The organism is Pantoea sp. YR525 (assembly GCF_900116775.1).
Classification (GTDB): Bacteria; Pseudomonadota; Gammaproteobacteria; order Enterobacterales; family Enterobacteriaceae; genus Pantoea; species Pantoea symbiotica.
In genome coordinates, this window is the sequence record NZ_FPBU01000010.1 from 13,564 (window position 1) to 39,817 (window position 26,254).

At 56.1% G+C, this 26,254-nt stretch carries 23 protein-coding genes; 7 read left to right on the top strand and 16 right to left on the bottom strand.

From position 1 onward, the window contains the following. Window positions 1-100 precede the first annotated feature (100 nt). Together yghU and BM323_RS19645 are read left to right on the top strand one after the other, a co-directional pair. Window positions 101-982 carry a glutathione-dependent disulfide-bond oxidoreductase gene (yghU, locus tag BM323_RS19640; RefSeq protein WP_008106935.1) on the top strand — a complete coding sequence of 294 codons (882 nt, stop codon included), beginning with the start codon at window positions 101-103 and terminating at the stop codon, window positions 980-982. Continuing rightward, the gene (locus BM323_RS19645; protein WP_008106932.1) at window positions 982-1,272 is read left to right on the top strand and encodes a DUF1330 domain-containing protein; all 291 of its coding nucleotides are present in this window, start codon (window positions 982-984) and stop codon (window positions 1,270-1,272) included. Before yghU ends, BM323_RS19645 begins: the two co-directional genes overlap by 1 nt. A gap of 98 nt (window positions 1,273-1,370) precedes the next feature. Here the strand turns inward: BM323_RS19645 and BM323_RS19650 are convergent, their stop codons facing one another. Next, entirely contained in the window at window positions 1,371-2,822 is a 1,452-nt protein-coding gene (locus tag BM323_RS19650; protein ID WP_008105542.1) for a methyl-accepting chemotaxis protein, read from the bottom strand. Window positions 2,823-3,052: 230 nt separating this feature from the next. On the opposite strand from BM323_RS19650, the gene BM323_RS19655 reads away from it, so the two are divergent. Then, window positions 3,053-3,982 (top strand): glycosyltransferase family 2 protein, encoded by a 930-nt coding sequence (locus BM323_RS19655; protein WP_036648617.1) that lies wholly within the window; start codon window positions 3,053-3,055, stop codon window positions 3,980-3,982. A gap of 44 nt (window positions 3,983-4,026) precedes the next feature. On the opposite strand, the gene BM323_RS19660 is transcribed toward BM323_RS19655, so the two are convergent. The 5 genes from BM323_RS19660 to BM323_RS19680 all read right to left on the bottom strand — a co-directional run bounded on the left by BM323_RS19660 (window position 4,027) and on the right by BM323_RS19680 (window position 9,240). Beyond that, window positions 4,027-5,274 carry an O-antigen ligase family protein gene (locus tag BM323_RS19660; RefSeq protein ID WP_008105546.1) on the bottom strand — a complete coding sequence of 416 codons (1,248 nt, stop codon included), beginning with the start codon at window positions 5,272-5,274 and terminating at the stop codon, window positions 4,027-4,029. Continuing rightward, window positions 5,275-6,243: a glycosyltransferase family 8 protein gene (locus BM323_RS19665; RefSeq protein WP_008105548.1), complete on the bottom strand. Its 969-nt coding sequence runs from the start codon at window positions 6,241-6,243 to the stop codon at window positions 5,275-5,277. Between the two features lie 198 nt (window positions 6,244-6,441). Then, the gene (locus tag BM323_RS19670; protein WP_008105550.1) at window positions 6,442-7,356 is read right to left on the bottom strand and encodes a substrate-binding domain-containing protein; all 915 of its coding nucleotides are present in this window, start codon (window positions 7,354-7,356) and stop codon (window positions 6,442-6,444) included. A gap of 85 nt (window positions 7,357-7,441) precedes the next feature. After that, window positions 7,442-8,221 (bottom strand): TIM barrel protein, encoded by a 780-nt coding sequence (locus BM323_RS19675; RefSeq protein ID WP_008105552.1) that lies wholly within the window; start codon window positions 8,219-8,221, stop codon window positions 7,442-7,444. After that, a complete protein-coding gene (locus BM323_RS19680) occupies window positions 8,221-9,240 on the bottom strand; it encodes a Gfo/Idh/MocA family oxidoreductase (RefSeq protein ID WP_008105554.1) in 1,020 nt (339 codons plus the stop codon). The genes BM323_RS19675 and BM323_RS19680 overlap by 1 nt, the downstream gene beginning before the upstream one ends. 197 nt (window positions 9,241-9,437) lie before the next feature. Between BM323_RS19680 and BM323_RS19685 the strand changes: the two genes are divergently transcribed. Then, a complete protein-coding gene (locus tag BM323_RS19685) occupies window positions 9,438-11,390 on the top strand; it encodes a sigma-54-dependent Fis family transcriptional regulator (protein ID WP_008105556.1) in 1,953 nt (650 codons plus the stop codon). A 47-nt stretch (window positions 11,391-11,437) separates the two neighbouring features. Here BM323_RS19685 and BM323_RS19690 read toward each other — a convergent pair whose 3' ends face one another. From BM323_RS19690 to BM323_RS19705, 4 genes are all read right to left on the bottom strand, one after another. Continuing rightward, on the bottom strand, window positions 11,438-12,121 hold the full coding sequence (locus BM323_RS19690) for an SDR family NAD(P)-dependent oxidoreductase (RefSeq protein ID WP_008105557.1): 684 nt from the start codon (window positions 12,119-12,121) through the stop codon (window positions 11,438-11,440). Continuing rightward, entirely contained in the window at window positions 12,118-13,305 is a 1,188-nt protein-coding gene (locus tag BM323_RS19695) for a sialidase family protein (protein ID WP_008105559.1), read from the bottom strand. The genes BM323_RS19690 and BM323_RS19695 overlap by 4 nt, the downstream gene beginning before the upstream one ends. 1 nt (window position 13,306) lies before the next feature. Next, entirely contained in the window at window positions 13,307-14,728 is a 1,422-nt protein-coding gene (locus tag BM323_RS19700) for a sodium:solute symporter family protein (protein ID WP_008105562.1), read from the bottom strand. A gap of 254 nt (window positions 14,729-14,982) precedes the next feature. Then, on the bottom strand, window positions 14,983-15,888 hold the full coding sequence (locus tag BM323_RS19705) for a LysR family transcriptional regulator (RefSeq protein WP_091004264.1): 906 nt from the start codon (window positions 15,886-15,888) through the stop codon (window positions 14,983-14,985). A gap of 85 nt (window positions 15,889-15,973) precedes the next feature. Here BM323_RS19705 and BM323_RS19710 point away from each other — a divergent pair, with 85 nt between their 5' ends. Next, the gene (locus BM323_RS19710; RefSeq protein WP_008105568.1) at window positions 15,974-17,044 is read left to right on the top strand and encodes a tartrate dehydrogenase; all 1,071 of its coding nucleotides are present in this window, start codon (window positions 15,974-15,976) and stop codon (window positions 17,042-17,044) included. Between the two features lie 26 nt (window positions 17,045-17,070). Here BM323_RS19710 and BM323_RS19715 read toward each other — a convergent pair whose 3' ends face one another. From BM323_RS19715 to BM323_RS19730, 4 genes are all read right to left on the bottom strand, one after another. Next, entirely contained in the window at window positions 17,071-18,399 is a 1,329-nt protein-coding gene (locus tag BM323_RS19715; protein ID WP_008105571.1) for a glycoside hydrolase family 28 protein, read from the bottom strand. 198 nt (window positions 18,400-18,597) lie between these two features. Continuing rightward, window positions 18,598-19,413: a carbohydrate ABC transporter permease gene (locus BM323_RS19720; protein WP_008105572.1), complete on the bottom strand. Its 816-nt coding sequence runs from the start codon at window positions 19,411-19,413 to the stop codon at window positions 18,598-18,600. Further along, entirely contained in the window at window positions 19,413-20,285 is an 873-nt protein-coding gene (locus tag BM323_RS19725) for a carbohydrate ABC transporter permease (protein ID WP_008105574.1), read from the bottom strand. Before BM323_RS19725 ends, BM323_RS19720 begins: the two co-directional genes overlap by 1 nt. 59 nt (window positions 20,286-20,344) lie before the next feature. Continuing rightward, window positions 20,345-21,688, bottom strand: coding sequence for an ABC transporter substrate-binding protein (locus tag BM323_RS19730; RefSeq protein ID WP_008105576.1), 1,344 nt, complete (start codon window positions 21,686-21,688; stop codon window positions 20,345-20,347). 528 nt (window positions 21,689-22,216) lie between these two features. Here BM323_RS19730 and BM323_RS19735 point away from each other — a divergent pair. Then, window positions 22,217-22,816 carry a GNAT family N-acetyltransferase gene (locus BM323_RS19735; RefSeq protein WP_008105580.1) on the top strand — a complete coding sequence of 200 codons (600 nt, stop codon included), beginning with the start codon at window positions 22,217-22,219 and terminating at the stop codon, window positions 22,814-22,816. A gap of 13 nt (window positions 22,817-22,829) precedes the next feature. Then, on the top strand, window positions 22,830-23,921 hold the full coding sequence (locus BM323_RS19740; protein ID WP_008105582.1) for an ABC transporter ATP-binding protein: 1,092 nt from the start codon (window positions 22,830-22,832) through the stop codon (window positions 23,919-23,921). Between the two features lie 112 nt (window positions 23,922-24,033). Here the strand turns inward: BM323_RS19740 and BM323_RS19745 are convergent, their stop codons facing one another. Both BM323_RS19745 and BM323_RS19750 read right to left on the bottom strand, forming a co-directional pair. Continuing rightward, window positions 24,034-25,155 (bottom strand): ROK family transcriptional regulator, encoded by a 1,122-nt coding sequence (locus BM323_RS19745; RefSeq protein ID WP_008105584.1) that lies wholly within the window; start codon window positions 25,153-25,155, stop codon window positions 24,034-24,036. A gap of 18 nt (window positions 25,156-25,173) precedes the next feature. Then, window positions 25,174-26,052, bottom strand: a complete 879-nt coding sequence (locus BM323_RS19750; RefSeq protein ID WP_008105585.1) for a glucosamine kinase nucleotide-binding domain-containing protein — start codon at window positions 26,050-26,052, stop codon at window positions 25,174-25,176. Window positions 26,053-26,254: the final 202 nt, after the last annotated feature.

Consider the following 26,254-nt stretch of genomic DNA (forward strand, 5'->3'; position numbering starts at 1 on the left):
CGGACTTTGCGTCGCACCGCCAGCGCGGTTAAATCGCCTGTATCACGCGCTGCTACACTCAGTAACAGCAAAAATACAAACACAACAAGGCGAAACCACTATGTCGGAACATCAGTATCAGCCCGCGAAAGTCTGGACCTGGGACCCGGAAGCCAAAGGTAACGGCGCGAAAACCAACCGTCCAACCGCCGGGCCGACGCACGAGAAAGCCCTGCCGGTCGGCAAACATCCGCTGCAGCTTTATTCGCTCGGCACGCCAAACGGCCAGAAAATTACTATCCTGCTGGAAGAGTTGCTGGCGGTCGGTGCCAAAGACGCTGAGTACGATGCCTGGCTGATCCGTATCGGCGATGGCGATCAGTTCTCCAGCGGATTTGTTGATGTAAACCCGAACTCAAAAATCCCGGCGCTGAGCGACCATTCCGTCACGCCACCGCAGCGCGTGTTTGAATCCGGCAACATCCTGCTCTATCTGGCTGAGAAGTTTGGCCACTTCCTGCCTACCTCGCTGGCGGGCCGCACCGAAACCCTGAACTGGCTGTTCTGGCTGCAAGGTTCTGCGCCGTACCTCGGCGGCGGCTTTGGTCACTTCTATCACTACGCGCCAGAAAAAATCGAATACGCCATCAACCGCTTCACGCTTGAAGCCAAGCGTCAGCTGGATGTGCTGGATCGTCAGTTGGCCGACAATCGTTTCCTCGCCGGTGACGAATACACCATTGCTGATATCGCTACCTGGCCGTGGTACGGCAATCTGGTGCTGAACAACCAGTATGGCGGCAGCGAATTCCTTGATGCGCAGTCGTACAAAAATGTGGTGCGCTGGGCGAAAGAGATTGCCGAGCGTCCGGCGGTGATTCGTGGCCGTAAAGTGAATCGCGCCTTTGGTGCCGAGCCGCAGGATCAGCTGCTGGAGCGCCATGATGCCGCCGATTTCGATAACAACACTGAAGACAAACGCCAGGCGCGAGGAGAGAAGTAATGGCTGCATATGTGGTGTTTATTAAGGACGAAACCTTAGACAAAGACGAACTGGCGAAGTACTCCGAGAAAGCCGGCCAGGCGCGCGGCGATCACCCGATCACCCCGCTGGCGTTTTATGGCGAGCTGGAAACGCTGGAAGGCCCGGAAGCGGAAGGCGTGGTGGTGCTGGAGTTCCCGGATGCTGAGGCGGCGAAAGGCTGGTATTTCAGCCCGGCATATCAGGAAGCCAAGGCGCATCGCCTGAAAGGCGCGAAGTACCGCGTGCTGCTGGTGAATGGCGTAGCATAAGCGCGTCCGCGCGGTGATTAACCAGGTCGCCATAAATGGCGACCCTACAAATTCCGACGTAGGGTCGCCATTCATGGCGACCTTCTTAATGGTCGCACTTACCCCAACTTAAACAACGAAATTGCCTGCTTCAACGCATTGGCCTGCTGCTGTTGTTGCTGCGCCACCTGCAGCGTTTCCGCAACGTGCTGCACGTTATGATGCACGCTGTGATCGATGCTATTGATGCTCTGCTGAATCTGCTCAATGCTCAAATTCTGCTGCTCACTCATCTCCGACAGTTCCGTCACCAGCTGCGATAACCCGCTAATACTGCTATGAATCTCGCGCATGGTTTGTGCCGCATGCTCCACCTGCACGGTGCCGTGCTCGGTGCTGGTGGAACTGGCGTCCATCAACTGACGGATTTCGCGCGCCGCACTTTCGCTGCGCATCGCCAGATTACGCACTTCGCTGGCGACCACGGCGAAACCGCGTCCCTGATTACCGGCGCGCGCCGCTTCTACCGAGGCGTTCAGCGACAAAATATTGGTCTGAAACGCAATGCCGTCGATCAGCTCCAGAATGATCTTCACCCTTCTCGACTCTTCGCTGATTTTCTCCATCGAGCGAATCGCCGACTGAATATTCTCTTCACCACGCGTCGCCACCGCGCGGGTTTCACTCGCCAGCTCGCGTGCGCTCTGCGCTTTGTCGCGGGTTAAGCTGGCGGCGATGCTGATTTCTGTCATCGCACTGGCCGCCACTTCCAACGCCTGCGCCTGTTCATCGGTGCGCGTCGAGAGCGCGGCGTTGCGTTCAAGAATACTATCGGACTCCGCCAGCAACAGGCCTACGCCGTCGCTAACCTGATGCAAAGTGCCGTGCATGGTGCCAAGCGTAGTACTGAAGGTGCGCGCAAAAGGCGTTTCACTCTGCTGCGTATCGGCACTCAGCGTGAGATAACCGGCTTGCTGATTGATGTGTGCCGCCAGTTGCGCCACTTCGCTGGCGGAGCGCGCATCGGCTGCCATCTGGCGCGCGATCACCAGCAGCATCGCGGTTTGCACCACCACAAACAGCGCGTGGAAAAACACCATGTCCCAGCCCGGATGATGGAACACCACCACGCCGAACAGATCATTTTCCTGCAGATAATTGAATAACACATGATGCGTGGCCGCAGCAGCAGCGCCCATCAATAACGGGCGCACATCACGCCACGCCAGCAGCGCCGACATCAGCACAAACACCGAGAAGTGGTATTCGGTTTCGCCGCCGCCTACCTGAATCAGCAAGCCCGCCCAGCCGATTAACAGCGCGGATAACACCAGCCGCGACGTGAGCGTGCCGCGCAGTACAGTACCGAAAAACGTCGCCAGCAGGGCCAGCACCAGGCCAGCAATCAACGCCACCAGCACGCTGTCATTGAGCCAGCCAACGCCAAGTGCGATCGGCAACAGTGCCCAACTAAGGATCACCGCCAGGCTATCCGCGCGCTGGGCGATACGTTTGAGCGAAACCATTTCCACCGGCAAAGCCGCCGGGCCTGACAAGGGCGTTGCGATCATGACATTTTTCCACACCAGAAGTTGATCGTAGAGCCCCAAAATCGTGGGGCAAAGCGCACGGACTCAGTTGAAAAAATATCGGCGGATCGGGGTAAAAGTTTAGTTACGGTAATTAATGATGTGTGGAGTTGTGAGGATGATCACCGAAGCCGTGCAACACAATTTCATTCCCTTCGGCGTAGAAAGCGATAGACTTGTTCGCCACACAGGCTGTTAACGGATAGAGGCTAATGATGGATTCACCCTGCACGCTCAGCGTCCTGGTCACGGCTCATAATTGCGAAAAGTATATTGCCGAGACATTAAACAGCCTTAAAGAGGCCTGCACGGGCGTTGAGGATGCTGTCGAGATTATTTTGGTGAACGACTCATCCACGGACAATACCGGCGAGTTGCTGCATACCTTTGCCGCTTCATTCAGCCATGTGAAAATCTTCGACGTGATGCTCCGTAACATCGGCAAGGTAAGAAATTTTGGCGTCAGCAAATGCAGCGGCCACTATGTCACTATGCTGGATGGTGACGATCAGCTTCTGCAGAACTCCTTTACTGACATCGTGCAGTTTTTACAGGCACAACAACCCGATATTCTGCTGGCACCGTTGAATGAGGTTTATGAAAAGAAGACTAAGCTACAACAGTGGAAAGGTTTGCAGGTTACCGCCTTATCGCAACATCTGGTGATTGAAAAATTCCTTATCCATCGCGATATTCAGGCGCATTTTATCGGCCAGTTTATTAGACGATCGCTGTTTGCCGATAATCACTTTCCCGATTTCACCTGCTATGAAGATGCGTATTTGTTTCCTTCTATCCTGAAAGCCAGTGAAAAGATCTCTTTAGCAAAATATGGGCCTTATCTTTATTTTAAACGGGGTCAAAGCCTCTCCAGCGCGCTGGATGCCAATAAAATATCGATGCTGATCAAAGCCACGCAACAGATGGATAATGTGCTCGGTGAAAAATACCGCAACCTGCTCGCTTGCCATTGGATCAATCTGGCACATAAGTTTTATCCGTTAATCAGCGATGAGCATGAAAAAGGCGTGGTAAAGCAGGCGATAGAAAACGTGCCTTTCGCTTCATTTATGATGGACAGTAAAGTCAGATTTAGCCTGAAGAAAAAGTTTCTTAAGATGAAGTTGCGGGGAATGGCTTGAGGCGTTGAGGAAAGCGGTCGCCATAAATGGCGACCCTACAAAGTCTATTTACTGGTTATGGGTTTACGCTGTATCAGCGCATAACTCATAATAATCGATGCCATCAGAATAAACACCGAACTACTTTGTATCCATACGGTATCAGTTAAACCGAAAATAAAAATGGAAACAGGCAGCAGCGCGACATCCAATGCCCGACGCCGTATAGCCACCATAATCAACCCAACATAAAAAATAACCAGGGTGACGGCACCGGCGATCCCTTGCAGCGAAAGCGTTTCTAATAAGTCATCATGCAAGTGATACATGACATTTTTATAGGCTTCAGGATTAGCACGTTCATTGGCTTTAATATAAGCGCGTGCTTTATCCGTTCTGTCATCCGGACTTTGCCCCAGCAGCGACCATGAGACGCTGTGATAGCCACTTTTCCAGATCGAGAAACGTGCACCAATCGAGGTGTCATTATTTTTTTGATAACTATCGATCTCGTTCTGGATGTTGTCCAGGCGATGCATAATAGAGCTTGGCATCAAGAACAGGCCACCAGCAATGAGTAGCACTAGAATCACCAGTGAATATTTTCCCGCCCAGCGATGAACCAGATAGAAACATAGCAGGTATAAAACAGGCAACACCAATACCGCCGCACGAGATTCAGTGAGGAACATCAGCAGCATATTCACCACAAAGATAGCCGTGAACAGCAGAATTTGATTAAGACGGCGAACGATCACCTTATTGACAATAAACAGTGCAGTTAAAGCCAATGCCGTGATCAGGTACGAAACGGTTCCCGCTGAATCTGTGAGTAATCTAATACGTTGCTGTGTCTGCGCGTGCTCATAAAAAGCGGCGCCAAGCGTCAGCAGTAAACCAAAAATCAACAGGCACACGCTAATGCGCAAGATTTTCTCTGACAGACAATGACGCCACGCAATGAAAAAATAGCTGACAAAAGCGGAGATAATGAAGAGTTTCCCGCCCTGAAAATAGTTATCCACCACATCATTGAAATACGCATCGGCATAAATACGCGACCAAATCACCCTGACTAAGCCCAAGAGCAAAATGGGAATCGCGACGATTAAAGCGCTCTTATCCAGCACGAATTTTCTTTTTATGCCCTGAGCAAGCAGAAAAAACAGCGTTAAATAACCGACCAGATAAAAGGTTTTCTTTGGATAAGCTGGAATCACTAACGAAAAAGCAAACGCCATTGTCAGTAATAGAAAGCAAAGCTGATAAACATTGTTTTCGGTTAACAGCGGCTTTAAACGTAAGGTCTGCACTCAAAAATACCTCATTTTAAAATACTTAATGCGCCAATAGAGTGCCGATAACCGTTGATGGCTACGGAACAAATATTTATACATTCTCTTCGCTTGCTGCGCGTTTTTAGGTGCTTCGAAAGGAACATCGGCTAACGGTGAAATCTGATAAAGATCGCGATAGTAATGGCCAACGTGTTGTTGATTCCACTGTTGCCACGGTTTATCAGCACCAGCGTAATGCAATAAGCAGGTATTATGCGGCACATCCTGCGTATAACCGTTATCATCGTGTGAGAGCATGTTAATGGTATTAAAGCGAGCTTCAGTAAATATCACACGATCTTCAAGCAGCATATTCAACGCATCCTGATCAAGATACTGGAACTGTTTTCCCTTTTCGCTGAGCAAATTAAAAGCGTGTTCACTCACCTGCTCTCGGTTCCACTTTTGAACATCAATCAGCATCATGCCAGCATTAAAGTAGCGTTTTCCACGCAGGCCAACATTTTCAGCCAACTGCGCTTGCAGTGCTGCAATCTCACCAACAACCAGGGCAATCACTTCGGATGGCATGGCAATTTGCCATAATTCGTCGAGAGGATTCAGACAAACCATATCCGCATCGAGATAAAGCAGTTTATCGGCATGAGGCAATATAAGCGGAGCGAGAAAACGATAATAGGTCGCGCGCGTGAACAGCTCTGTAGTGGGGAAAGCACTAAACAGACTGTCCTGAATATGATGCAGCGTTAATCCATGTGACTGTCCGGCGAATATTTTTTCCAGACGCGCCGTATCAATTGCGGAGATTTCCGAAGAGATAAGGTGAAAGTGATAACGCGCATCATCGGCATGCTTGATTATCGACATGATGGTAATCAGCGAGTGGGCGATGAATTTACCATCAACACCAAAAAAGATATGCCGGTCGCTTTGCGCGGGGAAAAGGTGCTGAGAATTAATTGTCTTGAGAATGTCTTTATCCATCCTGCACTTTTCTCCGGGTGAACGCGTGCGTTCTGTCAATGCATCATGCCTGAGCAATTATTAACCAGAAGCGATTCTGGTTGCAGCCGGAGTTTATCAGTCAGGGTTTGGCAAATAAAGCGAAGTGGAGGGGGAATAAATCTGGTTTCCAGCGTAAAACTCTCCCGCAAGCAGGAGAGTTTTCGTCAGCTAAAAAGGTTATTTCGCGGCGAACTGCGCGTAGTTCTCAGGCGTAATGGTTTGATACGGAATCCAGTTAAACTCCTGCACTTTCTGCTTCTCCAGCAGCGCTTTAGTCACCTGCACCGCGCCGGTCGCCTGCCCTTTTGCATCCTGGAAAATGGTCAGCGTCATTTTGCCGTTTTTCACAAATTGCTGACCATCCGGCGTGCCGTCGATACCGGCGACTAAAATCTTCTCATTCTTCGCCTGGTTGAGCGCCATGATGGCACCAATCGCCATCTCATCATTATTCGCCGCGATAGCGTCAATCGGACGCTGGTTCAGCAGCCAGCTCGACACCACATCCACCGCTTCGTTGCGCTGCCATTTGGCGCTCTGCTTCTCAATCACCTTCATATCTTTATATTTGGCGATCACCGCTTCCACCGCGCGGGTGCGTTCGCGCGCTTCTTCATTCGACAGCGCGCCCATCAGAATCGCCACGTTACCTTTGTAATTCATCTTCTTCGCCAGCGCTTCCATCTGCATTTCGCCGCCCAACGCCGAGTCAGAACCGACATACGCCATGTCGGTGGGCAACTTCACTTCCGGTTTACGGTTGACGAAGATCAGCGGAATGCCGGCGTTTTTCGCTGCGGTAATCATCGGCAATACGCCTTGCGTATCGACCGGATTGAGGATGATGGCATCGACGCCCTGATTCACAAAATCATCCACCTGTTGCACCTGCAGCGCCACATCGCCTTTGGCATCGACAAACTGGCTATTGAGCTGATTGGCTTTCAGTTCCTCCTGCATCTGGGTGCGCAGAATCGAAACGAAGTTGAGATCGAAGTTAGCCAGCGCCACGCCGACGGTGAAGGTTTTAGCGCTCGCGCTCAGGCTGAGCAGCAATGCGCAGAGGCACAGCATCACATTTCTGATGTTCATGGGTTAGTCCTGTAGGGTTGAGATATTATTATTTATTTCATCGATTTAACGCCGGGCAACAGGCAAATACCCGGCGGTGGAACCATTAAAGCGTGAAGTGATCGCGGAACTGCTGCAGCGCGGCGCCACTTTCGCCGCTGGCCCAGCCTTCCAGCGCCACGGTGCCTTGATAGCCGACATCGTGCAGCGCGCGGGCAATGGCGCGATAGTTAATCTCGCCGGTGCCCGGCTGCTGACGGCCCGGCACATCGGCCACCTGAATCTCCCCAATCGCCGAACCACAGCGGCGAATCAATTCGATCAAATTGCCTTCGCCGATCTGCGCGTGATACAAGTCAAGATTCATCTTCAGCGCTGGGCTGTTTACCGCTTCCACCAGCGCCAGCGTGTCGGCGGCCAGCGCGAACGGCGTGCCGGGATGATCAACCGGCAAGTTGAGGTTCTCCAGCGTAAAGACGCGTCCGGCACGCTCGCCCAGCTGTGCCACTTTGCGCAGCGTATCGGCGGCTTTCAGCCACATCGCGCCGGTCACCACTTCCACCGGTTTGACCGGCAACCCTTTGTCATCCAGTCCGGTGCCGTGCAGGTTTAACGCCGGGCAGTTGAGCCGTTCGGCCACCGCCAGCGACGCTTCGGCACTTTGCAGCAGCTGCTGGATCTCGTCATCGTCGGTCAGGTTGCCGCTGACGTAGCCGGTCATCGAGGTGAAACGCGCGCCGGTTGCTGCCAGCGCATCAATATCTTTGTTGGCCCAGCCCCAGATTTCGACGCCAAAACCCAGTTCGTGAATGCGTTTCACGCGCTCGACAAAAGGCAGATCGAGAAACACCATTTCGGCACAAACCGAGAGCTGATAACCGGCCATTAGCGACCTCCCAGTTTGATCGGCTGCTGCTGCTGCACCGAGTCGATACAGGCCAGCGCGATCTCCAGCGCGTTACGCGCATCTTCACCGGTAGCGCGCGGTGTCTCGCCACTGCGAATGCAGCGGGCAAATTCCGCCATCTCCGCCACATAGGCTTCACGCAGCAGGTCTGAATCCATGCGTGAGGTTTCAATCGCGATGCCATCCTGGTGATAGCGCACACAGTTGTTAATGTTGATGTGGCCCGCCTGCAGCATGCCTTTGCTGCCGAACACTTCACCGCGAACGTCGTAGCCATATACCGCCTGGAAGTTGGCTTCAGCGGTGGCGATCGCACCGTTATCAAAGCGGATGGTGACCACCGAAGTATCGAGCAAGCCTTTATCTTTGAAATCCGGACGCACCAGCGCATCGGCCAGCGCATAGACTTCCACCGGCTTCGCGCCAGGATTGAAATGCAGCAGCGTGTCGAAATCGTGGATCAGCGTTTCGAGGAAGATCGTCCACTGCGGGATGCGTGAAGGATCGTGCAGGCCGGGATCGCGCGTCAGCGATCGGCTCAGCTGCGTGGTGCCATTCTCACCCGCTTTCACCGCGGCGATCGCCGCCGCAAAGCCTGAATCAAAGCGGCGGTTAAAACCGACCTGCAACACCACGCCAGCTGCTTTCGCAGCGGCAATCGCGCGATCCGCCTCATCCAGCGTCACCGCCATCGGCTTCTCGCAGAACACATGCTTGCCGGCCTTGGCGGCTGCGATCACCCATTCGGCGTGCGTACGCGCCGGCGCGGCAATCGCTACCGCTTCAATGTCGGGATCCTGCAGCAGAGCATGCAGATCGCTGTAGGCCTTGGCGACGCCCAGCTTGTTGGTCAGCGCTTCGGCGGCGCCCGGTTGCGGATCGGCTACCGCCGCCAGGATCGCTCCCGGCACACGCCAGGCCAGATTTTCCGCGTGGAAGCTGCCCATGCGTCCGGCGCCAATCAGGCCGACGCGTACTGGCTTAAGATGAAATGTCATGACCTATTCCTTATTGTTTTGGATGTGCTCATTCGAGCGCAGGGATGTGCAATCTTTAGTGCAAAGGCGATGCCAACTGCAATCCGCCACTTTATGTGAGGCATAACACAGATATAGCTCACAATCTGGCAACAAAATTTACATGTCAACTTCACATGTCAATAAAATGGACATTCCATCTTGGTCAGGAGTGTCACATGCGTGCCAGTGAGCGTTTGCCGTTTAAAGATGAAAGCGATCCGATCTTCAGCTTGCCGGACAGCGCCGAGGTGGGTGAATGGGATACGTTGTTGTGGCAGGGCTGGCACAGCTTCGAACGCGGCGAACAGCCCGGCTGGATGCGGCACAGCATTTTGCAGTCGTGGCAGCGATCGCAGCAGCGCGCGATCGATCCCGCCACCTTCGCCTATGTCTCGCCGCCCGCAGCGGAACTGGCGGCGATCCTTGAGCACAACGCCGAGTTGATCCTCGCAGCGCGCAGCATCATGGAAAATCTGCTGGCGTATAACCCGGATGGCCACATCAATCTGACCGATGCGCAAGGCGTGACGCTGCATTTTTGCGGCGCGGATCTGACGCCGGTCGGCAGCATCCTGCGCGAAGAGGTGCTCGGCACCAACTGCACCGCACGCTGCCTGATTGAGCAGCGGCTGGTGTATGTATTGAGCGGCGAGAACTGGAAGCTGGATCTGCGCAAACGCCATCGCCAATGCGCCGCCGCGCCGGTGCGTGATGCCAGCGGCCAGTTGCTGGGCGTACTCACGTTGACCGCCACGCCCGACAACTTCAATGCGCACACGCTCGGCACGGTGCAGGCGGCAGCGGAAGCGGTCGGTCAGCAATTGATGCTGCGCCGTTTGCTGGCCGAGCAGCAGTCGATCCTCGAAACCCTGAATGAAGGCGTGATCGTCTGCGATCGCCACGGCCGCATCAAAACGCTGAATCGCTATGCCCGCCAGATCTTTAGCGGCCTCGATCCCAACGCCGGGCCGATCGACGTGCTGCTGCAACCACAAGGCGGATCGCTGCTCACCATGCCGTTCTGCAATGACCGCGAGCTGCAATTTATGCCAGATGGCGTCAATCCCCTTTCCTGCCTGATTTCGCTGATGCCTGCGCCCGACGGCGGTCGCGTGCTGTCGCTGCGCGAGAACCAGCGTATCCGCGCCATTACGCGCCGTGTGATGGGCGTGGGCGCCAGCTACACCTTTGAGATGATTCGCGGGCACGCACCGCGCGTGCTACAAGCGATTCAGAAAGCGCGCGCCAGCAGCCGTTCCGACAGCACCGTGTTATTAACCGGCGAAAGCGGCACCGGCAAAGAGCTGTTCGCGCAGGCGATTCACAACGCCAGCCCGCGCCAACAGGAAGCGTTTATCGCGCTCAACTGCGGCGCGCTGCCGCGTGATTTGGTGCAGAGCGAACTGTTTGGCTATGTCGATGGCGCTTTTACCGGATCGCGGCGCGGCGGCTCGGCGGGCAAATTTGAGCTGGCGGATGGCGGCACCTTGTTCCTCGATGAGATTGGCGAGATGCCACTCGAGGCGCAAACCAGCCTGCTGCGCGTGCTGCAGGAAGGCGAAGTGGTGAGAATCGGCGCGGCGCATCCCATCAAGGTTAACGTGCGTATCATCGCAGCCACCCACTGCAATCTGCTGGATGCGGTGGAGAAAGGCGCGTTCCGTCGCGATCTCTACTATCGCCTGAATGTGATTTCGCTTGAGATCCCGCCGCTGCGCGAGCGCCAGGAGGATATTCCCGGCCTGGTGAATACCTTTATTCAGGCGCTCTGCACCCGGCTGAAGCGCATCGCGCCGCAGCTCTCCGCCGAGGCAATGAGCTGTTTACAGGCGTGGCACTGGCCCGGCAACGTGCGCGAGCTGGAGAATCTGGTCGAGCGCATGGTGAATTTGTGTGAAGGACTGGAGATTGATCGCCACGATCTGCCGGAAGTGATGGTGCAGCGTAACGCGCCTGTCGCCAGCGAATTGAGCTCGCTGCAGGAGAATGAGCGCCAGCATGTGATGCAGGTGGTGCGCGAGCAAAAAGGCAACCTTCGCCAGTCCGCGCAGCTGCTGGGGATTTCGCGCACCGCGCTGTATAACAAGCTGAATCAGTGGCAGGTGGATGTGGCGGAATTGCGACGCTGATTATGTAGGGTCGCCATTCATGGCGACCTGGTTTTCAACCGCACAACTTACAACGACGCCCCACCACAGATCACCAACTCCTGACCGGTGATCGCATCAGCGGCCGGCGACAGCACAAATCCCGCCAGCGCCGCCACTTCCTCTGGCCTGATATAGCGCCCCATCGGCGGCAGCTTTGGCGGTGAACTGGCGCGGCCGGGCTGCAGCAGCATGGGCGTCTCCGTCGCGCCCGGCGCAATCACATTCACCGTGATGCCTTTGGGTGCCAGTTCCGCCGCCCAGCTGCGCGCCATGCCCACCATTGCCGCTTTGGTGCTCACGTACTGGCTGCGATTTGCCGCGCCGCGTGACGTGCGGCTGCCAATCAGCAAGATACGATCGCCCTGCGCCATCTGCGGCTGCAAGGCATTCGCCATGATCTGCGCCACCTGCACGTGCAGGTACCACAAACGCGTGCTCTGCTCTTCATCCAGCTCACCGAGCGGCGCAGCCGCCATCATGCCCGCGGCGTGCACCAGCGCATCCACCTTTGGCAGCGCCAGTAGCGCCTGCTTCAGCAGATTGGCATCCAGCAAATCCACGCTAACCGAGGTGAACGCCGGATGTTCATTCTGCACCGGCGTGCGGCTAAAACCGGTCACCTGCCAACCCTGTTGCAATAGGTGATCGGCAATGGCCGCGCCAATGCCAGAGCTGACGCCCGTCACCAGCGCGTGTCGCGGCCTGCTCATCCTTTCACCCAGCTTTCATCGACGCGCACGTATTTAATCGCCTGACGAAAATAGGTGTAAGCCACATGCAGCGCGCCATCGTCACTCTGTTTGATGCTCGGATAGGAGAACTCGCGGTTAAGCTTTTGCTGCGAATTATTGGTCATGCAGTAGCCATCGCCTTCGTCGAGATTGCGCTGCCATGGCCAGCTTTTGCCGCCATCGGCGGAAATCGCCAAAGTCATTGGCGCGCGGGGTGCGCCCCAAAATGCGGTGCGTCCGCTGTGCACCACCGGCTCGGCCGCCACCGCCACATCGCCGTCATCCTCTTCATCTTCAATTTCGTCATACAGCGATAAACGGCGCTCGCTGGCATCTTTAGCGCTCATGGCATTAAACACCAGCGCCAGATGGCCGTTGCGCAGCGTCGTGACCTGAATCGACGAGTTGTTATTGGGCAGTTCAGTCGCCAGCGGCGCACTCCAGCTTTCGCCGCCATCGGTCGAACGGCTTTGATAGATAAAATCGGCCCAGCGGCTGCGATACAGCGCCAGCAAGCTGCCATCCTGCAGCAGCGTAATGTTCATATGCACGCAGCCCAGGCTTTCTGGCACCGCCACATCGCGCCAACTTTGGCCTTTATCGCTGGAGATTTTCACCGCGCTGATATCATCGTTACCCACCCATTTCACGCCTGGCTGAGTTCGGCAATAAAACACCGGCAGCAGCCAGTTACCATTTGGCAGCACCACAATCGGCTGGCGAATAAAGGTGCCAGGCTGATCGAGCAAGGTGTTGATAGCGCCCCAGTTGCGGCCGAAATCACGTGACTGACGGTAGCGCACAATCGCGGTGTCCTGATTGCCGGATTTCTGCGCCGTCCACAGCAGCCAAAGAACCTGTTCGGGATCGAGGAATAGCACCGGATTCTGTTCGGATCGCGTGGGATCGTCAGAGAGCTTTTGCGCCTCGCTCCACTGCGTGCTGCCGCTTTCCAGCCGCGAGCACCACACAGAAATGTCGGCGATCCCCTCCTGCGTGCCACCAAACCATACACACAGCAGGTCGCCATTGGGCAATGGCAGCAGATTCGACGCGTGGTTCTGCGGGCAGACCGAAGGCAGCATTGCCGTGAGCTGTTGCGCATCCTGCGCGTGCGGAGAGAGGTTACCGCTGCGTTCAACGGTAAGGGTTAAATCACTCATTTCAGGCTCCACTGTTTTGCATTGAAGATTTCGGGGCTTTTTTCTCATGGGTTTGGCTTGACGGGATCAGGCGGTCAATCACCATGATCACCGCAGGCGTGACCAGCGCCACATACATGTTGTTGATACCAAAAGGATCGCCGAGCAGATACCACACCGAGGTCATGACGCAGGCACCAATCAGGCCGGCATTAGCGCCGCGCGTGCTTTTAAAGAACGGCAGATAGAAGGCGATGATCGCCACCACTGAAATCGACAGACGAATGGCGCGAGTGAAGAACGAGAGCTTCAACACTTCCGGCACGAACAGCACGAAAATCAGCGGCAGGAAACCGATCAGCAGCGACAGCCAGCGCGTCATGCGGAACTCGCGCTCCGGCGTCGGATTGCGATAGGGCACGTAGAAATCTTTTACCACCAGCGAGGCAATCGCCAGCGCTACGGTGCTGACGCTGACAAAGATCGACGCCACTAATGAGGTGGTGACAATCCCCGCCAGCCACGGGCTCATGTCCTGCAGGAACACCGGCAACGCATAGAGACTTTTGATATCGGGATGCAGGTATTTCGCCGCCACGCCAATCAGCGCAATGGCAATGGCAATCGGCATGCAGAAGAAGAACGCCACCCAGGTCGCACGTTTGGCGGACTCGGCGCTTTTGGTTGAGGCAATCGCCTGAATCACAAACTGCGTACAGAAGATCGAGCCGATGGTACCAATCATCCAGGCGAAGATGGTGCTGCCGCCGACGTTGCCATCCCACGTCCAGTAGAAATGTGGCATCTCTTTGATCATCGGGCTAACGCCGCCGGTCATGTGCAGCGCCACACCGAGAATGATCAGAATCCCGATATATTTCAGTCCGCTATGCAGCAGCGTGACCCAGGCGATGCCTTTCATGCCGCCGAACATAAAGTAGAACGTACTGACGATCGCGGTGATCACTGCTGCGGTCGTGAGATCGAGGTTGAGCACCGTGGAGATCGCCGCCGCACCGCTGACGTAGTTACCCACGTTAACCAGCAGCAGCGCATAGATCATGATCAGCGAGATGATGTTTTTGGTGGAGTTGCCATAACGTTCAGCGATCGCCGCAGAGATGGTGATTTTGCCGGTGTTGTAGATGCGTTTTACCAGCAGAAAACCAAACAGCGGGAAACCGATGGCGGCACCAATCACCGACCATGAAGCGGCAAAGCCATCCTCGAAGGCCGCCTGAGCCGTACCGATGGTGGATTTAGCGCCGATGTATTCCGACATCAGCATCACGCCCACCACAAAAGCCGGCATCACATTGGAGCCTGCCATAAAGTCACCGCTGTTTTTACTGCGCAGGCGCCAGGTGAGCCAGGTGGTGAACAGGATGTACGCAATGACAATCCCGACGATAATCACCATCCCTTCTGTAGAGAATTGTTTCATTTCAGCCTCATCGATAACGTAGGGTCGTGGAACGCGCTGGGCTTCACGCGTTCCGTTGATGAGGTGGCCGATGTTGTTATTAACGCGTGTCTATGCACTTCGCCACCCCACTTACGCTTATGATTCATTTCGCTCAAACAAGAATGAATTTACGCATAATAGGGGCAATTTATAGGATAGACTGGGCTGAATTTGTTTGAACCTGCTCACAAATCATCAATGATGATTACAAATAATCAAAACAGACTTATTAATTACAGCTCCATTTGCAGGAAATCAACAAACGCGCTGATGCGTAGCGGCAGCTGGCGCTGCGGCTGCCAGACGGCAAAGATGTCGCCATCAGCGGCTCTCCACTCTGGCAGCACATGCAGCAGTTCACCGCGTTTGATGCTGTGCTGCGCATCCCACCACGAACGCAGCAGAATGCCATGCCCATCTAACGCCATTTGCATCGCCACTTCGCCATCGTTGGTGATTAAGCTGCCGCGCACCTTTTGCGTCAGCTGCTGTGTGCTATCACCCAAGCGCCACAGCGCGAAATCACTGTCGAACTGGCGCAGTAAAATGCAGTTGTGCTGGGCCAGCGCTGCGATGCTTGCCGGCATGCCGTGGCGCGCGGCGTACGCAGGTGAGCAGCACAGTACGCGCGGATTAGTGCGCAGCTTACGCGCGATGAGTCGCGCATCGGGCGGCTCACCGACGCGGATGTCGATGTCCACGCGCGCATCGAGAAAATTAAGCGGCTGGCTGCTGAGCTGCAAACTCATGGCTAATTCGGGATGCAGCGCGGCAAATCGCGACACACAAGGTGCGACGTGACGCCGTCCAAAGCCGAAAGAGGCGTTGATGTTAAGCGAGCCACGCAGCACCGAGGTTTGGCTGCTCACCGACTCCTCCAGCTCCGCCAGTTGATCGAGAAGTGGACGCGCACCATCCAGATAGCGTTTGCCCTCCGCCGTCAGTTCCAGCCGCCGCGTGGTGCGCTTGAGCAGTTGCACGCCTAAGCGCTGCTCCAGCTGGCTCAGGCGCTTGCTCACCGCCGGAAGCGATAAGCCAAGTTCGCGTGCGGCGGCGGTTAAGCTGTCCAGCGCCGCCACGCGCACGAAGAACGCCAGATCGTCGGTTGAGGTGCGCGATTCTCTACTTTTATTCAACATTGGCTTATCGCTCAGGCTAATTATTTCCCACAGATGCATGGTTATACTGCGTACAGAACATCAACAGCAACCTGCGAGAAACCCTATGAGCGGCAAAACCTATAAAATCGCCGTCATCCCTGGCGATGGCATTGGCAAAGAAGTGATGCCTGAAGGCATCCGCGTGATGGATGCAGCGGCAAAGAAATTTGATATTGCGCTGGAGTGGCAATGGTTTGATTTCGCCAGCGCCGAATATTGGCAGCAGCACGGTAAAATGCTACCCGATGACTGGTTCGCCACGCTCAGCCAGTTCGATGCCATCTACTTTGGCGCGGTGGGCTGGCCGGATGTGGTGCCGGATCACGTGTCGCTGTGGGGATCGCTGCTGCAATTCCGTCGCGAGTTTGATCAATACGTCAATCTGCGCCCGGTACGTCTGATGCCGGGCGTCAAAGCGCCGCTGGCCAATCGTCAGCCGGGCGATATCGATTTCTACGTGGTGCGTGAAAATACCGAGGGCGAATATTCGTCGGTGGGCGGCACTATGTTCCCCGGCACCGATCGTGAAGTGGTGATTCAGGAAACGGTGATGACGCGGGTTGGCGTCGATCGCATCCTGAAATTTGCCTACGAACTGGCGCAGAAGCGCCCGAAAAAACACCTCACGTCGGCCACCAAATCCAACGGCATCGCCATTACCATGCCGTATTGGGACAGCCGTGTGGAAGCGATGGCACCGAGCTATCCAGAAGTGAAAGTCGATAAATATCATATCGATATTCTCACCGCTAACTTCGTGCTGCATCCGGATTGGTTCGATGTGGTGGTCGCCAGCAACCTGTTTGGCGACATCCTGTCGGATCTCGGCCCAGCTTGTACCGGTACCATCGGCATTGCGCCTTCGGCCAACATCAATCCGGAAGGCAAATTCCCTAGCCTGTTTGAGCCAGTGCATGGATCGGCGCCAGATATCGCCGGTAAAGGCGTGGCCAACCCGATTGGCCAGATTTGGTGTGGCGCGATGATGCTCGAGCATCTCGGTTACGCCGAAGCGGGCGCGGCGGTATTGGATGCCATTGAGCGCACGCTGGCAGCGGGCAACAGCCTGACGCGCGACCTCGGCGGCAGCGCATCAACCGAGGAGCTGGGCGCGGCTATCGCGCAGGCGCTGTAACATCCAGGTGCGCATAAATGCGCACCCTACGAAATCTGCACCGTTTCCGCATGCCAGCCGTGCGGCAACGGTTGCGGGCGCGCGATCACCACGTTATGCAACTGCAAATTCTCAACACCGCGTGCAAACATGCCCGGCAATCCATCCGGATAAGTGGCAACGCCGTACGCTAAACCCGATGCGCTATCCAGTTTATACGCATTGTCCAAACCCATGCCGGTCGGCGATTCGGGGTTACACGGCGGGCGCACATCGTAATGCCCTTGATCCGCGCCTGCCGCCACCACTTGCCGCAGCTGCACATTCGCCAGCATCACATCACGAATCTGTCCTGGCTGTTCCGCATGCAGGTTAATTGCCCCTTCCATTACTCCGCTGACGTTGCTGAATTGCAGTTGCTCGATGCTGCCCGGCGCTATCGCCGGATCACGCGCGCGTACTGAAACAAACAGCGCATCGGCTTTACCCCAATGACACGGCGGCGCGTGGCGGCAGGCCAGCGTGATATTGCTGAACAGCAAACGACGGAACTGGCCGCCATCGCGCGACAGCAAGCCAATCGCGCGGTTGGAATCAAAGATGGTGCAGCCGGAGACGGTGACATCTTCCACGTCGTCGAAGGTTTCGGTGCCGATTTTGAACGCGCAGCTGTAAGAACGCAGCAGGCAGTTGCTGATCAAGATTTGTCGCGCGGCTCGGCGCAGATGCGCGGGTTTTTGGGTAGTTTTGATGCAGATGGCGTCATCGGCCGCGCTCAGGTAGCTATTGCTGACAAACACCGCTTCACAGCTGTCGATATCCAGCGCATCGGTGTTCGGCATGCTCATGCTGTTATCAATAGTGAGATGATCAATGTGCACATGGCGGCAACTCACCAGATGTACCGTCCACATCGGTGCCTGAATGATGGTGAAATCTTCCAGCGTCACCTGCTCGCAATCCTCAAACACCACGATGCGCGGGCGCTGCGGACGCGGCAGGCGATAACCCTGATGGTCCTTTTCTGCGGCAAACCAGGCATCGCCGTTACCGTCGATCACCCCTTTGCCACTGATGCGGATATTGCGCTGCCCGGCGGCGTAGAGCAGCACATGCTGCGACAGTTCAGCCTGGCTCTGCGCCAGCTGTTGCTGATAATCCTCTATGCGGGAACTGGCGAGCAGCGTGGCGCCCGCTTCGAGATGCAGATTGATGTTGGAACCCAGCGTTAAGGTGCCGAGATGGTAGCGACCGGGCGGCACCGACAAAGTGCCGCCGCCGCGCGATGCCAGATGATTAAGAGCGCGCTGGAAGCAGTAAGTATCCAGCGTTTCGCCATCGGCAATGGGATAGAAATCAGCCAGTGAAACGTGCATGCGGTTCTCCTGAATAGCGGCGATGCGCTATTGCAGCACGCGCCGCATGACCAAAACCTTTTGCTGGTGGACAATAAGTGCCGTTATGTATCGTGCGTTCATCACGAAGGTCGCCATAAATGGCGACCTTACGACGGTGGTGTGTGGATGTTGTAGGGTCGCCATTCATGGCGACCGTGATGATTGTGGTGTGCGACCTTACTTGACGGCGCCTTCGGTGACGCCGCTGATAAATTTGCGCTGGAACACCAGGAACACCGCCACCAGCGGCAGGATGACAATCATCGCACCCGCCATCAGCACCGGGATATCGATGGTGTTTTTGTTCTGGAAAAACATCATGCCGATCGGCAAGGTGCGCAGCTCATCTTTATTCACCAGAATCAACGGAATAAGGAACTCGTTCCACGTCCAGATAAACAGCAGCAGCGCCAGCGTAGACAGCGTCGGCCAAATCGCCGGCACCAATAAACCCCAAAGAATTTTGCGGCGCGATGCACCATCCATCACCGCCGCTTCCACCAGCTCACGCGGCACCTGCTGCAACGCGGTGGCGATCATCAGCGTGGTAAACGGCAGCGACAGGGCGATTTGCGGCAGAATCAGCGCCAGATAGGTATTGGTCAGCCCCATCCAGCGCAGCTCGTGATAGAGCGGAATAATAAAGGCTTCACTCGGCAGCACCATGCCAAGGCCCAGCAGCGCGGCAACCACCGTTTTGCCGGGGATCTTCAGCCAGGCAAAACCGAATCCCGCCAGAATGCCGAGCAGGATGCTGCAGATCACCACCGGAATCACCACCAGCACCGAGTTCATGAAGTAGACGTTGAAATGTCCCTGCTGCCACGCGGTGACGTAGTTTTTAAAATTGATTGATGAGGGCAAGGTGAACACGCCCTGAAACAGCTCCATCTGGGTTTTGAACGAGGTCATCAGCGCCATTAAAAACGGCATAATGGTCATCAGCGCAACAATCCAGATCAGCGCGCGTGAGACAGTTGGCGTGCCGCGCATCAGTGACGCTCCCGTAAACAAAGATGAATTAAGCCGTTGATCATCAACACAATCAGCATACTGAATACCGCCACGGCGGAGGCGTAGCCGAAGTAGTGCAGATCAAAGCCCTGCTTATACATAAAGATGTTGGTCACCATGGTTGACGTGCCCGGTCCGCCTTGCGTCATCACGTAGACCAAATCGAAGGCTTTCAGGCTGGCGATCACCGTCAGCAGCAGCGCGATACGCAGTTCGGGACGCAGCGACGGCAGCGTGATGCGCATAAATTTCTGGCGGCGTGATGAGCCATCGAGATCGGCCGCTTCCAGCAGCGAGGGATCCATACGCTGCAAGCCGGCCATAAACAGCACTAAGCAGAAACCGAAGAAGTACCAGGTGGCAACAAAGCCCACGGCGGGCAGCGCGAAGGTAAAATCGCCCAGCCACGACTTCGCCAGCTGCGGCAAACCGACGGCACGCAAGAACTGATCGATCGGACCAAACGCCGGGTTATACAGCCAGCGCCACACCACGCCGAGCACCGCCATCGGCATGATGTACGGCAGGAAGAAGAGGATACGCAGCACGCTGCGCTCTTTGTTATTGCGCGTCTCATACAGGAAGCTGCACAGCAGCAGCCCAACGCCAATCGGAAACAGCGTGTAGAACAGCATCAGCAAGGCGTTATTGCCGAGCGCCACCCAGAACACCGGATCCTGGAACATACGCAGATAGTTGCCCATGCCGATGAAAATCGGCCACGAGGTGCCGTCCCATTCAGTGAAGCTGATCCCTAACGAGGCCAGCAGCGGCAGCAGCAGAAACACTGCATACACCAGCACCGCGGGCAGAAGATAGAGCGCATTGCGCCAGGCAGATTTATTCAGCATAACCGTACTCGCTTGCGGGCCTGTTCGCGGCCCGGCCACTTACGCCGGGCCGTACGTCATCAGTGCTTGAGGGTTTTCAGGTACCGTTGATAGTTGTTATCGAAGTTGATCACCATCTGATCGGCGGTTTGACGTCCCGCCAGCAGCAGCTGCACATTCTGATTCAGTTCAGCGTTCATGGTTGGTGTGGCCCAGTCGAGATAATGGCCGAGACCATCGTTGTCATTCAGCGTTACCCACACCTGATAGGCTTCCGCCAGCAGCGGGTTATCCGCTGGAATCTGCGCATTTTTGCTGGTGCCAGCCGGCAGGAAGCCCACTTTCAACCAGCGGTTCGCCATCTCATCCGAGACGATGTAATCGATGAATTTCGCCGCTGCGTCCTGCTGCGCTTTGTCTTTCGCGGTGCTGGTGATAGAGAATGCCAAATCGGTGCCGCCCACCATCAGCGGATGCTGCACGCCCTCACCCGCAGGCATCGCGGCGAAGTGCAGATCTTTGTTGTCTTTAAACTGGCCGAGATACCAGGTTCCACTTACCAGGAACGCCGCCTGACCATTCTGGAACAGGGTCGCGGCATCATCGTGCCCAATGCCCTGGAAGCCGGGGAACAGATAGCCTTTGTCGTTCCAGCCTTTCATCAGATTGGCGGCTTTCACCAGCTTGTCGTCTTTAAAGGTGCCGCCCACGTCGTAAATCAGATCGTCGAGTTTTTTCCGGTCGCTGCTCTCAATCTGCGCTTCCCACAAGGTACTGAGCAGCTGCTGGCCCATGTTGCCGTCGAGCAGACCGAGCATCATCGGCGGCGTGCCGGCGGCTTTGAGTTTCTCCATCGCCTGCTCAAGTTCCGGCAAGGTTTTAGGCACCGCGACACCGGCTTTATCCAGCAGCGCTTTGTTGTAGTACAAACCCACCATCTCGCCGAGGCTCGCCACGCCGTAGAGTTTTCCGCTGCCGAAATCTTGTTTATCTGACCAGCGGTTACGTTTCAGGATCGAATCCGGGAAGCGCGTGGTCCAGCCGTAGGTTTTGGCGTAATCATCCAGCGGCCACAGCAGCTTGTCTTTCACCAGCGAGCCCATATCGCCGCCGCCCTGATTCACCTGCGCAATCTGCGGCCCGTCACCGGCGGTCAATGCCAGCTTGAGCGGAATGCGCGTGTCTTCAAAGGAGTGCACCGAACGCTGAATCACAATGCCCGGATTCTTTTGCTGGAACGCTTTTACCGCTTCATCCACCGCTTCGGTCTGTTGCGGATAGTTGTAAATATCCCACTCATTCAGGGTGACGGCCTGCGCGGCTGCCATGGTCGCACCGAGCAAAATCCCGGCGGAGACCAGACGCGACACGGTGCGCAGTGAGCTTTGCAAACGGGAAGGACGATTGGTTGAATCACACATCATGCTCGGTTTCTCCAACAGATGACTGGCATCCCTTCATCTCGACACCTGCGATTCCCGGCAGGTTGATTCAGCAGCGATAACGCACATAATTCATACTTACTTTATGCACAAAAGAAAGTCAAACATCGCCACTGCGGAATTTTTGCTCTGTGATACAGTGCAAAGAGTAAGAAGAAAAGCCACTGGAACAGCAGAGGATGCTGCGATTCAGTGCGCAAACCAGACGGCGTTGAAGATTAAAGCCTGAGCATCAGTATAAATCACTCAGGCAAACGAAGCGCTTTAACTCACTGATAGAGCATATGAAAATCCTATAGTTATTATCATTACGCTGCGAGAGCCAATGGCAATGTGTCGTGATCTGGCGTGTGAACAGGCGTGGCGCGTGAGTTTGTCCGACGTTCCGTCATGCTTTGTGGTTATAGTTCGCATCAGCTTTGTGCGCCAGCGCAATTATTACACCTTGAAAACTAAGTCGGCTTTCTTTACCGTAAAATCTGTTCATCTCCTGACCACAGAGGCTCCACCATGACGGCTGAAGGTGTTATTCGTCGCGCCAGCGAGGCAGATTTCCCCGCCTTGTCGCGCATCTGCTTAGAGACCGCCAATGCCGGCACCGATGCCAGCGCGCTCTACTCCGATCCCGCGCTGCCCGGCCTGCGCTTTGTCATTCCCTACGCGCGCTTTGCACCCGAATTTGCTTATGTGCTGGAACAGCACAGCGAGGTAGTCGGCTACGCGGTTGCCGCGCCCGATACGCGCGCCTTCGAAGCAAAGCTGAATAGCGATTGGTGGCCACAGCTGCAACAGCAGTATCGTGATTACGCGCCGCAGGCTGCGCTCGACAGCAAAGTGCTGGAAGCGATTCATCAGCCCGATGCGGCGGCGGATCAGCTGGTGACGCAGTGGCCTGCGCATCTGCACATCAATCTGCTGCCTGCCGCACAGCAAGGCGGCTGGGGGCGCAAGCTGATTGAACAGCTGCTGCACGATCTGCGTGCTGCAGGCGTGCCGGGCGTGTACCTCGGCGTCAGCCTGCAAAACGAGCAGGTGTGCGGTTTCTATCAGCGCCTCGGCTTCACGCCGATTATGCGCAGCAACGCCATTTATATGGGCCAACTTCTCTGATTCGAGGCATCGCATGACTAGCCTGCATCTGCAAAATGTTAAGAAGTCCTACGAGAATGTGAACGTGATTCACGGCATCGATCTCACCATTAACAGCGGCGAATTCGTGGTGTTTGTCGGTCCTTCCGGCTGCGGGAAATCCACGCTGCTGCGCATGATTGCCGGGTTGGAGGAAATTACCGATGGTAAGCTGCTGATTGAAGGCGCCGACATGACCGATCAGCACGCCACCGAGCGCGGCATCGCCATGGTGTTTCAGTCTTATGCGCTCTACCCGAACATGACGGTGCGCGGCAATCTGGCCTATCCGCTGGAGGTGATGAAGCGCCCGAAAGCCGAAATTGAACAGGCAATACAAAAGACGGCGGCTCGTCTGCATCTCACTGAATTCCTTGATCGTTTACCGCGCGCATTGTCAGGCGGACAGCGGCAGCGCGTGGCAATTGGCCGCGCGATTATCCGCCATCCGCGCATATTCCTGTTTGATGAGCCGCTGTCGAACCTTGATGCTGAGCTGCGTTTGCAGATGCGCATTGAGATTGCTCGCCTGCATGCTTCGCTGGGCAACACCATGATCTACGTGACGCACGATCAGCTGGAGGCGATGACGCTGGCGGATCGCATTGTGGTGCTGCGTCAGGGCCGCATTGAACAGGTTGGCGCACCGATGGCGCTGTATCGCGATCCCGACAACCTGTTTGTCGCCGGTTTTATTGGCTCGCCGAAGATGAATTTCCTCAATGCCGAAGTGGCGGCGATCGCGCCGGGCGCGGTGCAGCTACGTGTGCCCGCGCTGGGCATCAATCAGCTTACGCTGCCGATCGCCGCGCCGTGCCGCGAAGGGCAGAAAATCACGCTGGGCGTGCGCCCGGAGCATTTCCAGCCGGTGAGCAGCAACGATGATGCCGTGAGTTTCAGCGGCGAATTGTCGTTTAGCGAGATGCTGGGACACACCAATTATCTCTATCTCGATATCGGCGAAGAGAAGCTGCTGGTGATTGAGGAGCGTAACGTGGCGGAACACGCGATTGGCGAGAGGATGAGTTACCAGCTGCGCGCCGAGCATTGTTTGCTGTTTGATGAGCAGGGTTTGCGGTTACGTTGAGGGCGGTGGTGCGTTGGTGATGGCGGTCGCCATAAATGGCGACCCTACGAAAATCCCGCAGAATAATTGTAGGGTCGCCATTTATGGCGACCGTCTCAACGCGCGCACAAAATCACGACGCGATATCCTCATCGGCCTGCGCGGCCAGTAAATCCAGCAACTTATTCACCGCAAACCCGGCAGCGCCCTGCGCCCACATGCGGTTGGATTCGGTGAGGAACTGCAGCGGCGTCATGTGCGGCGTCAGCTTCAAACGGTAGGTCTGGAAACTCTGCGTAATGTGATCAAGCAGAATGCGCGAAGCCATTTGCGGCTCCATCGCCAGATACACCACGTCCGGATCGTAAGCCACCGACAGGTTCGCCAGCGACATCCCCAAATGCTGCCCGGCCTCGGCCAGCGCGCTCAGCACCTCTGGCGTTGGACGCACATCGAGATCGCGCAGCGTGTGCGGCGCCTCGTCTTTGGCGGTGGCCGCCACGCGCTGCAGAATCGCCTGCGACGACGCCACATCCTCCAGCAAACGCTCAGAACCATCGCCCAGCAGCGACACACCAATCTCACCGGCTTTGCCGTGACGACCGCGATAGAGCTGGCGATCGAGTAGAATCCCCGCGCCGATGCCTTTGCCGAAGGTAGCAATCACCGCCGACTGCGCGTGACCGAGCTGACCAAACACCAGCGCCGCCATCGCCAGCGCGTTGGCGTCGTTTTCAATAAATACCGGCAGCGAGAAGCGCTCTTCCAATAGACGGGCAATCGGCACGTTATCCCAGCCCAACGCGCGTGACAGCACGCAAACGCCGTTGCTGGCGTCGACCAAACCCGACAGCGCCAGACCAATCGCCCCAACCTTTTTGCCTTCAACGCCGCGCAAAAACTTCGCCAGCGCATCGCCGAGTTGCTTGGGCGTCATCGCGCCGGATGGAATCTGCTGCTCGCCAATGATGTTGCCGCTGAGATCGGTCAATACCATCAGATTGCGTTCGGCGTTGAGCTGAATCCCCACCACGCTGGCGTGATCCGGATTGAGGCCAAGCAGCGTTTTGGGTCGCCCCATCGAGACGCGACGCAGTCCCAGCTCCTGCACGATGCCGCCGGTCAGCAGACGATTGGTGGCTTGCGATACCGTCGACATGCTCAGGCCGCTGCGCACTTTGAGATCGGATTGACTAATAGGCGCATTTTCGACAATCAGCCGCAGAATGCGCGCGGTTACGTTGGGAGCGCTCATGAGCCTCTTTATCTGAAGTTAAGCGGGAAGTGTCAGGCTGAACTGCGTGGCGAGGCGAATCGCACCGCTCAGCGCATCGCCCTGCGGCGGCACCAATAGCGCGGCGATATCCGCTGGCAGCCACGCCTGAATGGGTTCGGCTAATCCGCCCATCAAGGCCAGCTTGCCGTGGCTGCGCGCCAGTAGCGGCTGCACCATCTGCACGATATCCGCGGCGCATTGCTGCACCAGCGCTGTGCCGTGCACATCGCCCTGCTGCGCGGCAGCAAAGACTTCAGGCACCACGCGGCCCCAATCGGCGGGTGTCGCCTGTTTCGACCAGATCAGCAGTTGTTCCGGGCTATTTTGATAGCTTGCCATGATGCGTTGCGTTAACGCCGAGCCGGGCACAATCTCTTCGTGCGCCAGCAGCGCCAGCCGCAGCGCGCGTTGGCCGAGAATCGCGCCCGAACCGGCATCCGACAGGGCAAAACCCCAGCCACCGAGCAGCGTGAAGTGCGCGCCATCCCAGGCCGCGCCCTGACTGCCGGTGCCAATAATAAACACCGCACCCGGCGCACCGGCGTGTGCACCGGCACAGGCGATTTCTACATCGGTAAATAGATAGCGCGCCTGACAGCGTGGCTGCCAGCTAGCGAGACGGGTTTGTACCGAGGCGACATTCGCGCCCGCCAGCCCGGCGACGATCACCGTGCGGTCGCGCGCTTCAGCGGGTAAATTCGCCTGCGTAAACAGATCTTCGATCACCTGCTCAATGGCCACAATTGCGGCATCAAACTGCGACCAGACGTTAGCAGGACCGCCTTTGGCTTCCGCCAGCAGCCGTCCGGCGCTGTCGGTCAGGCGTCCACGACAGTGCGTACCACCGCCATCAATACCCAGCATTAGTGATTGCACGCGCTTCCTCCTGCCAGCCCGAAACGGTATGACGCTTATAGATGTGCGAAAGATAGGGGAAAAAAACTTAAATCGCAATAACAAATAAATAGGCAATCCGTATAGTTAATTAAAATAGATATAAATCATATGAATAACAATTTTTCACCAATTGAGATCCGCCACACGGATTGACATTAGTTTTTCTGTCGTAATAAGTTAG

Coding starts and splice junctions, on each gene's coding strand:
- yghU (WP_008106935.1), top strand. CDS start 101: ATGTCGGAACATCAGTATCAGCCCGCGAAAGTCTGGACCTGGGACCCG.
- BM323_RS19645 (WP_008106932.1), top strand. CDS start 982: ATGGCTGCATATGTGGTGTTTATTAAGGACGAAACCTTAGACAAAGAC.
- BM323_RS19650 (WP_008105542.1), bottom strand. CDS start 2,822: ATGATCGCAACGCCCTTGTCAGGCCCGGCGGCTTTGCCGGTGGAAATG.
- BM323_RS19655 (WP_036648617.1), top strand. CDS start 3,053: ATGATGGATTCACCCTGCACGCTCAGCGTCCTGGTCACGGCTCATAAT.
- BM323_RS19665 (WP_008105548.1), bottom strand. CDS start 6,243: ATGGATAAAGACATTCTCAAGACAATTAATTCTCAGCACCTTTTCCCC.
- BM323_RS19670 (WP_008105550.1), bottom strand. CDS start 7,356: ATGAACATCAGAAATGTGATGCTGTGCCTCTGCGCATTGCTGCTCAGC.
- BM323_RS19675 (WP_008105552.1), bottom strand. CDS start 8,221: ATGGCCGGTTATCAGCTCTCGGTTTGTGCCGAAATGGTGTTTCTCGAT.
- BM323_RS19680 (WP_008105554.1), bottom strand. CDS start 9,240: ATGACATTTCATCTTAAGCCAGTACGCGTCGGCCTGATTGGCGCCGGA.
- BM323_RS19685 (WP_008105556.1), top strand. CDS start 9,438: ATGCGTGCCAGTGAGCGTTTGCCGTTTAAAGATGAAAGCGATCCGATC.
- BM323_RS19690 (WP_008105557.1), bottom strand. CDS start 12,121: ATGAGCAGGCCGCGACACGCGCTGGTGACGGGCGTCAGCTCTGGCATT.
- BM323_RS19695 (WP_008105559.1), bottom strand. CDS start 13,305: ATGAGTGATTTAACCCTTACCGTTGAACGCAGCGGTAACCTCTCTCCG.
- BM323_RS19700 (WP_008105562.1), bottom strand. CDS start 14,728: ATGAAACAATTCTCTACAGAAGGGATGGTGATTATCGTCGGGATTGTC.
- BM323_RS19705 (WP_091004264.1), bottom strand. CDS start 15,888: ATGTTGAATAAAAGTAGAGAATCGCGCACCTCAACCGACGATCTGGCG.
- BM323_RS19710 (WP_008105568.1), top strand. CDS start 15,974: ATGAGCGGCAAAACCTATAAAATCGCCGTCATCCCTGGCGATGGCATT.
- BM323_RS19715 (WP_008105571.1), bottom strand. CDS start 18,399: ATGCACGTTTCACTGGCTGATTTCTATCCCATTGCCGATGGCGAAACG.
- BM323_RS19720 (WP_008105572.1), bottom strand. CDS start 19,413: ATGCGCGGCACGCCAACTGTCTCACGCGCGCTGATCTGGATTGTTGCG.
- BM323_RS19725 (WP_008105574.1), bottom strand. CDS start 20,285: ATGCTGAATAAATCTGCCTGGCGCAATGCGCTCTATCTTCTGCCCGCG.
- BM323_RS19730 (WP_008105576.1), bottom strand. CDS start 21,688: ATGATGTGTGATTCAACCAATCGTCCTTCCCGTTTGCAAAGCTCACTG.
- BM323_RS19735 (WP_008105580.1), top strand. CDS start 22,217: ATGACGGCTGAAGGTGTTATTCGTCGCGCCAGCGAGGCAGATTTCCCC.
- BM323_RS19740 (WP_008105582.1), top strand. CDS start 22,830: ATGACTAGCCTGCATCTGCAAAATGTTAAGAAGTCCTACGAGAATGTG.
- BM323_RS19745 (WP_008105584.1), bottom strand. CDS start 25,155: ATGAGCGCTCCCAACGTAACCGCGCGCATTCTGCGGCTGATTGTCGAA.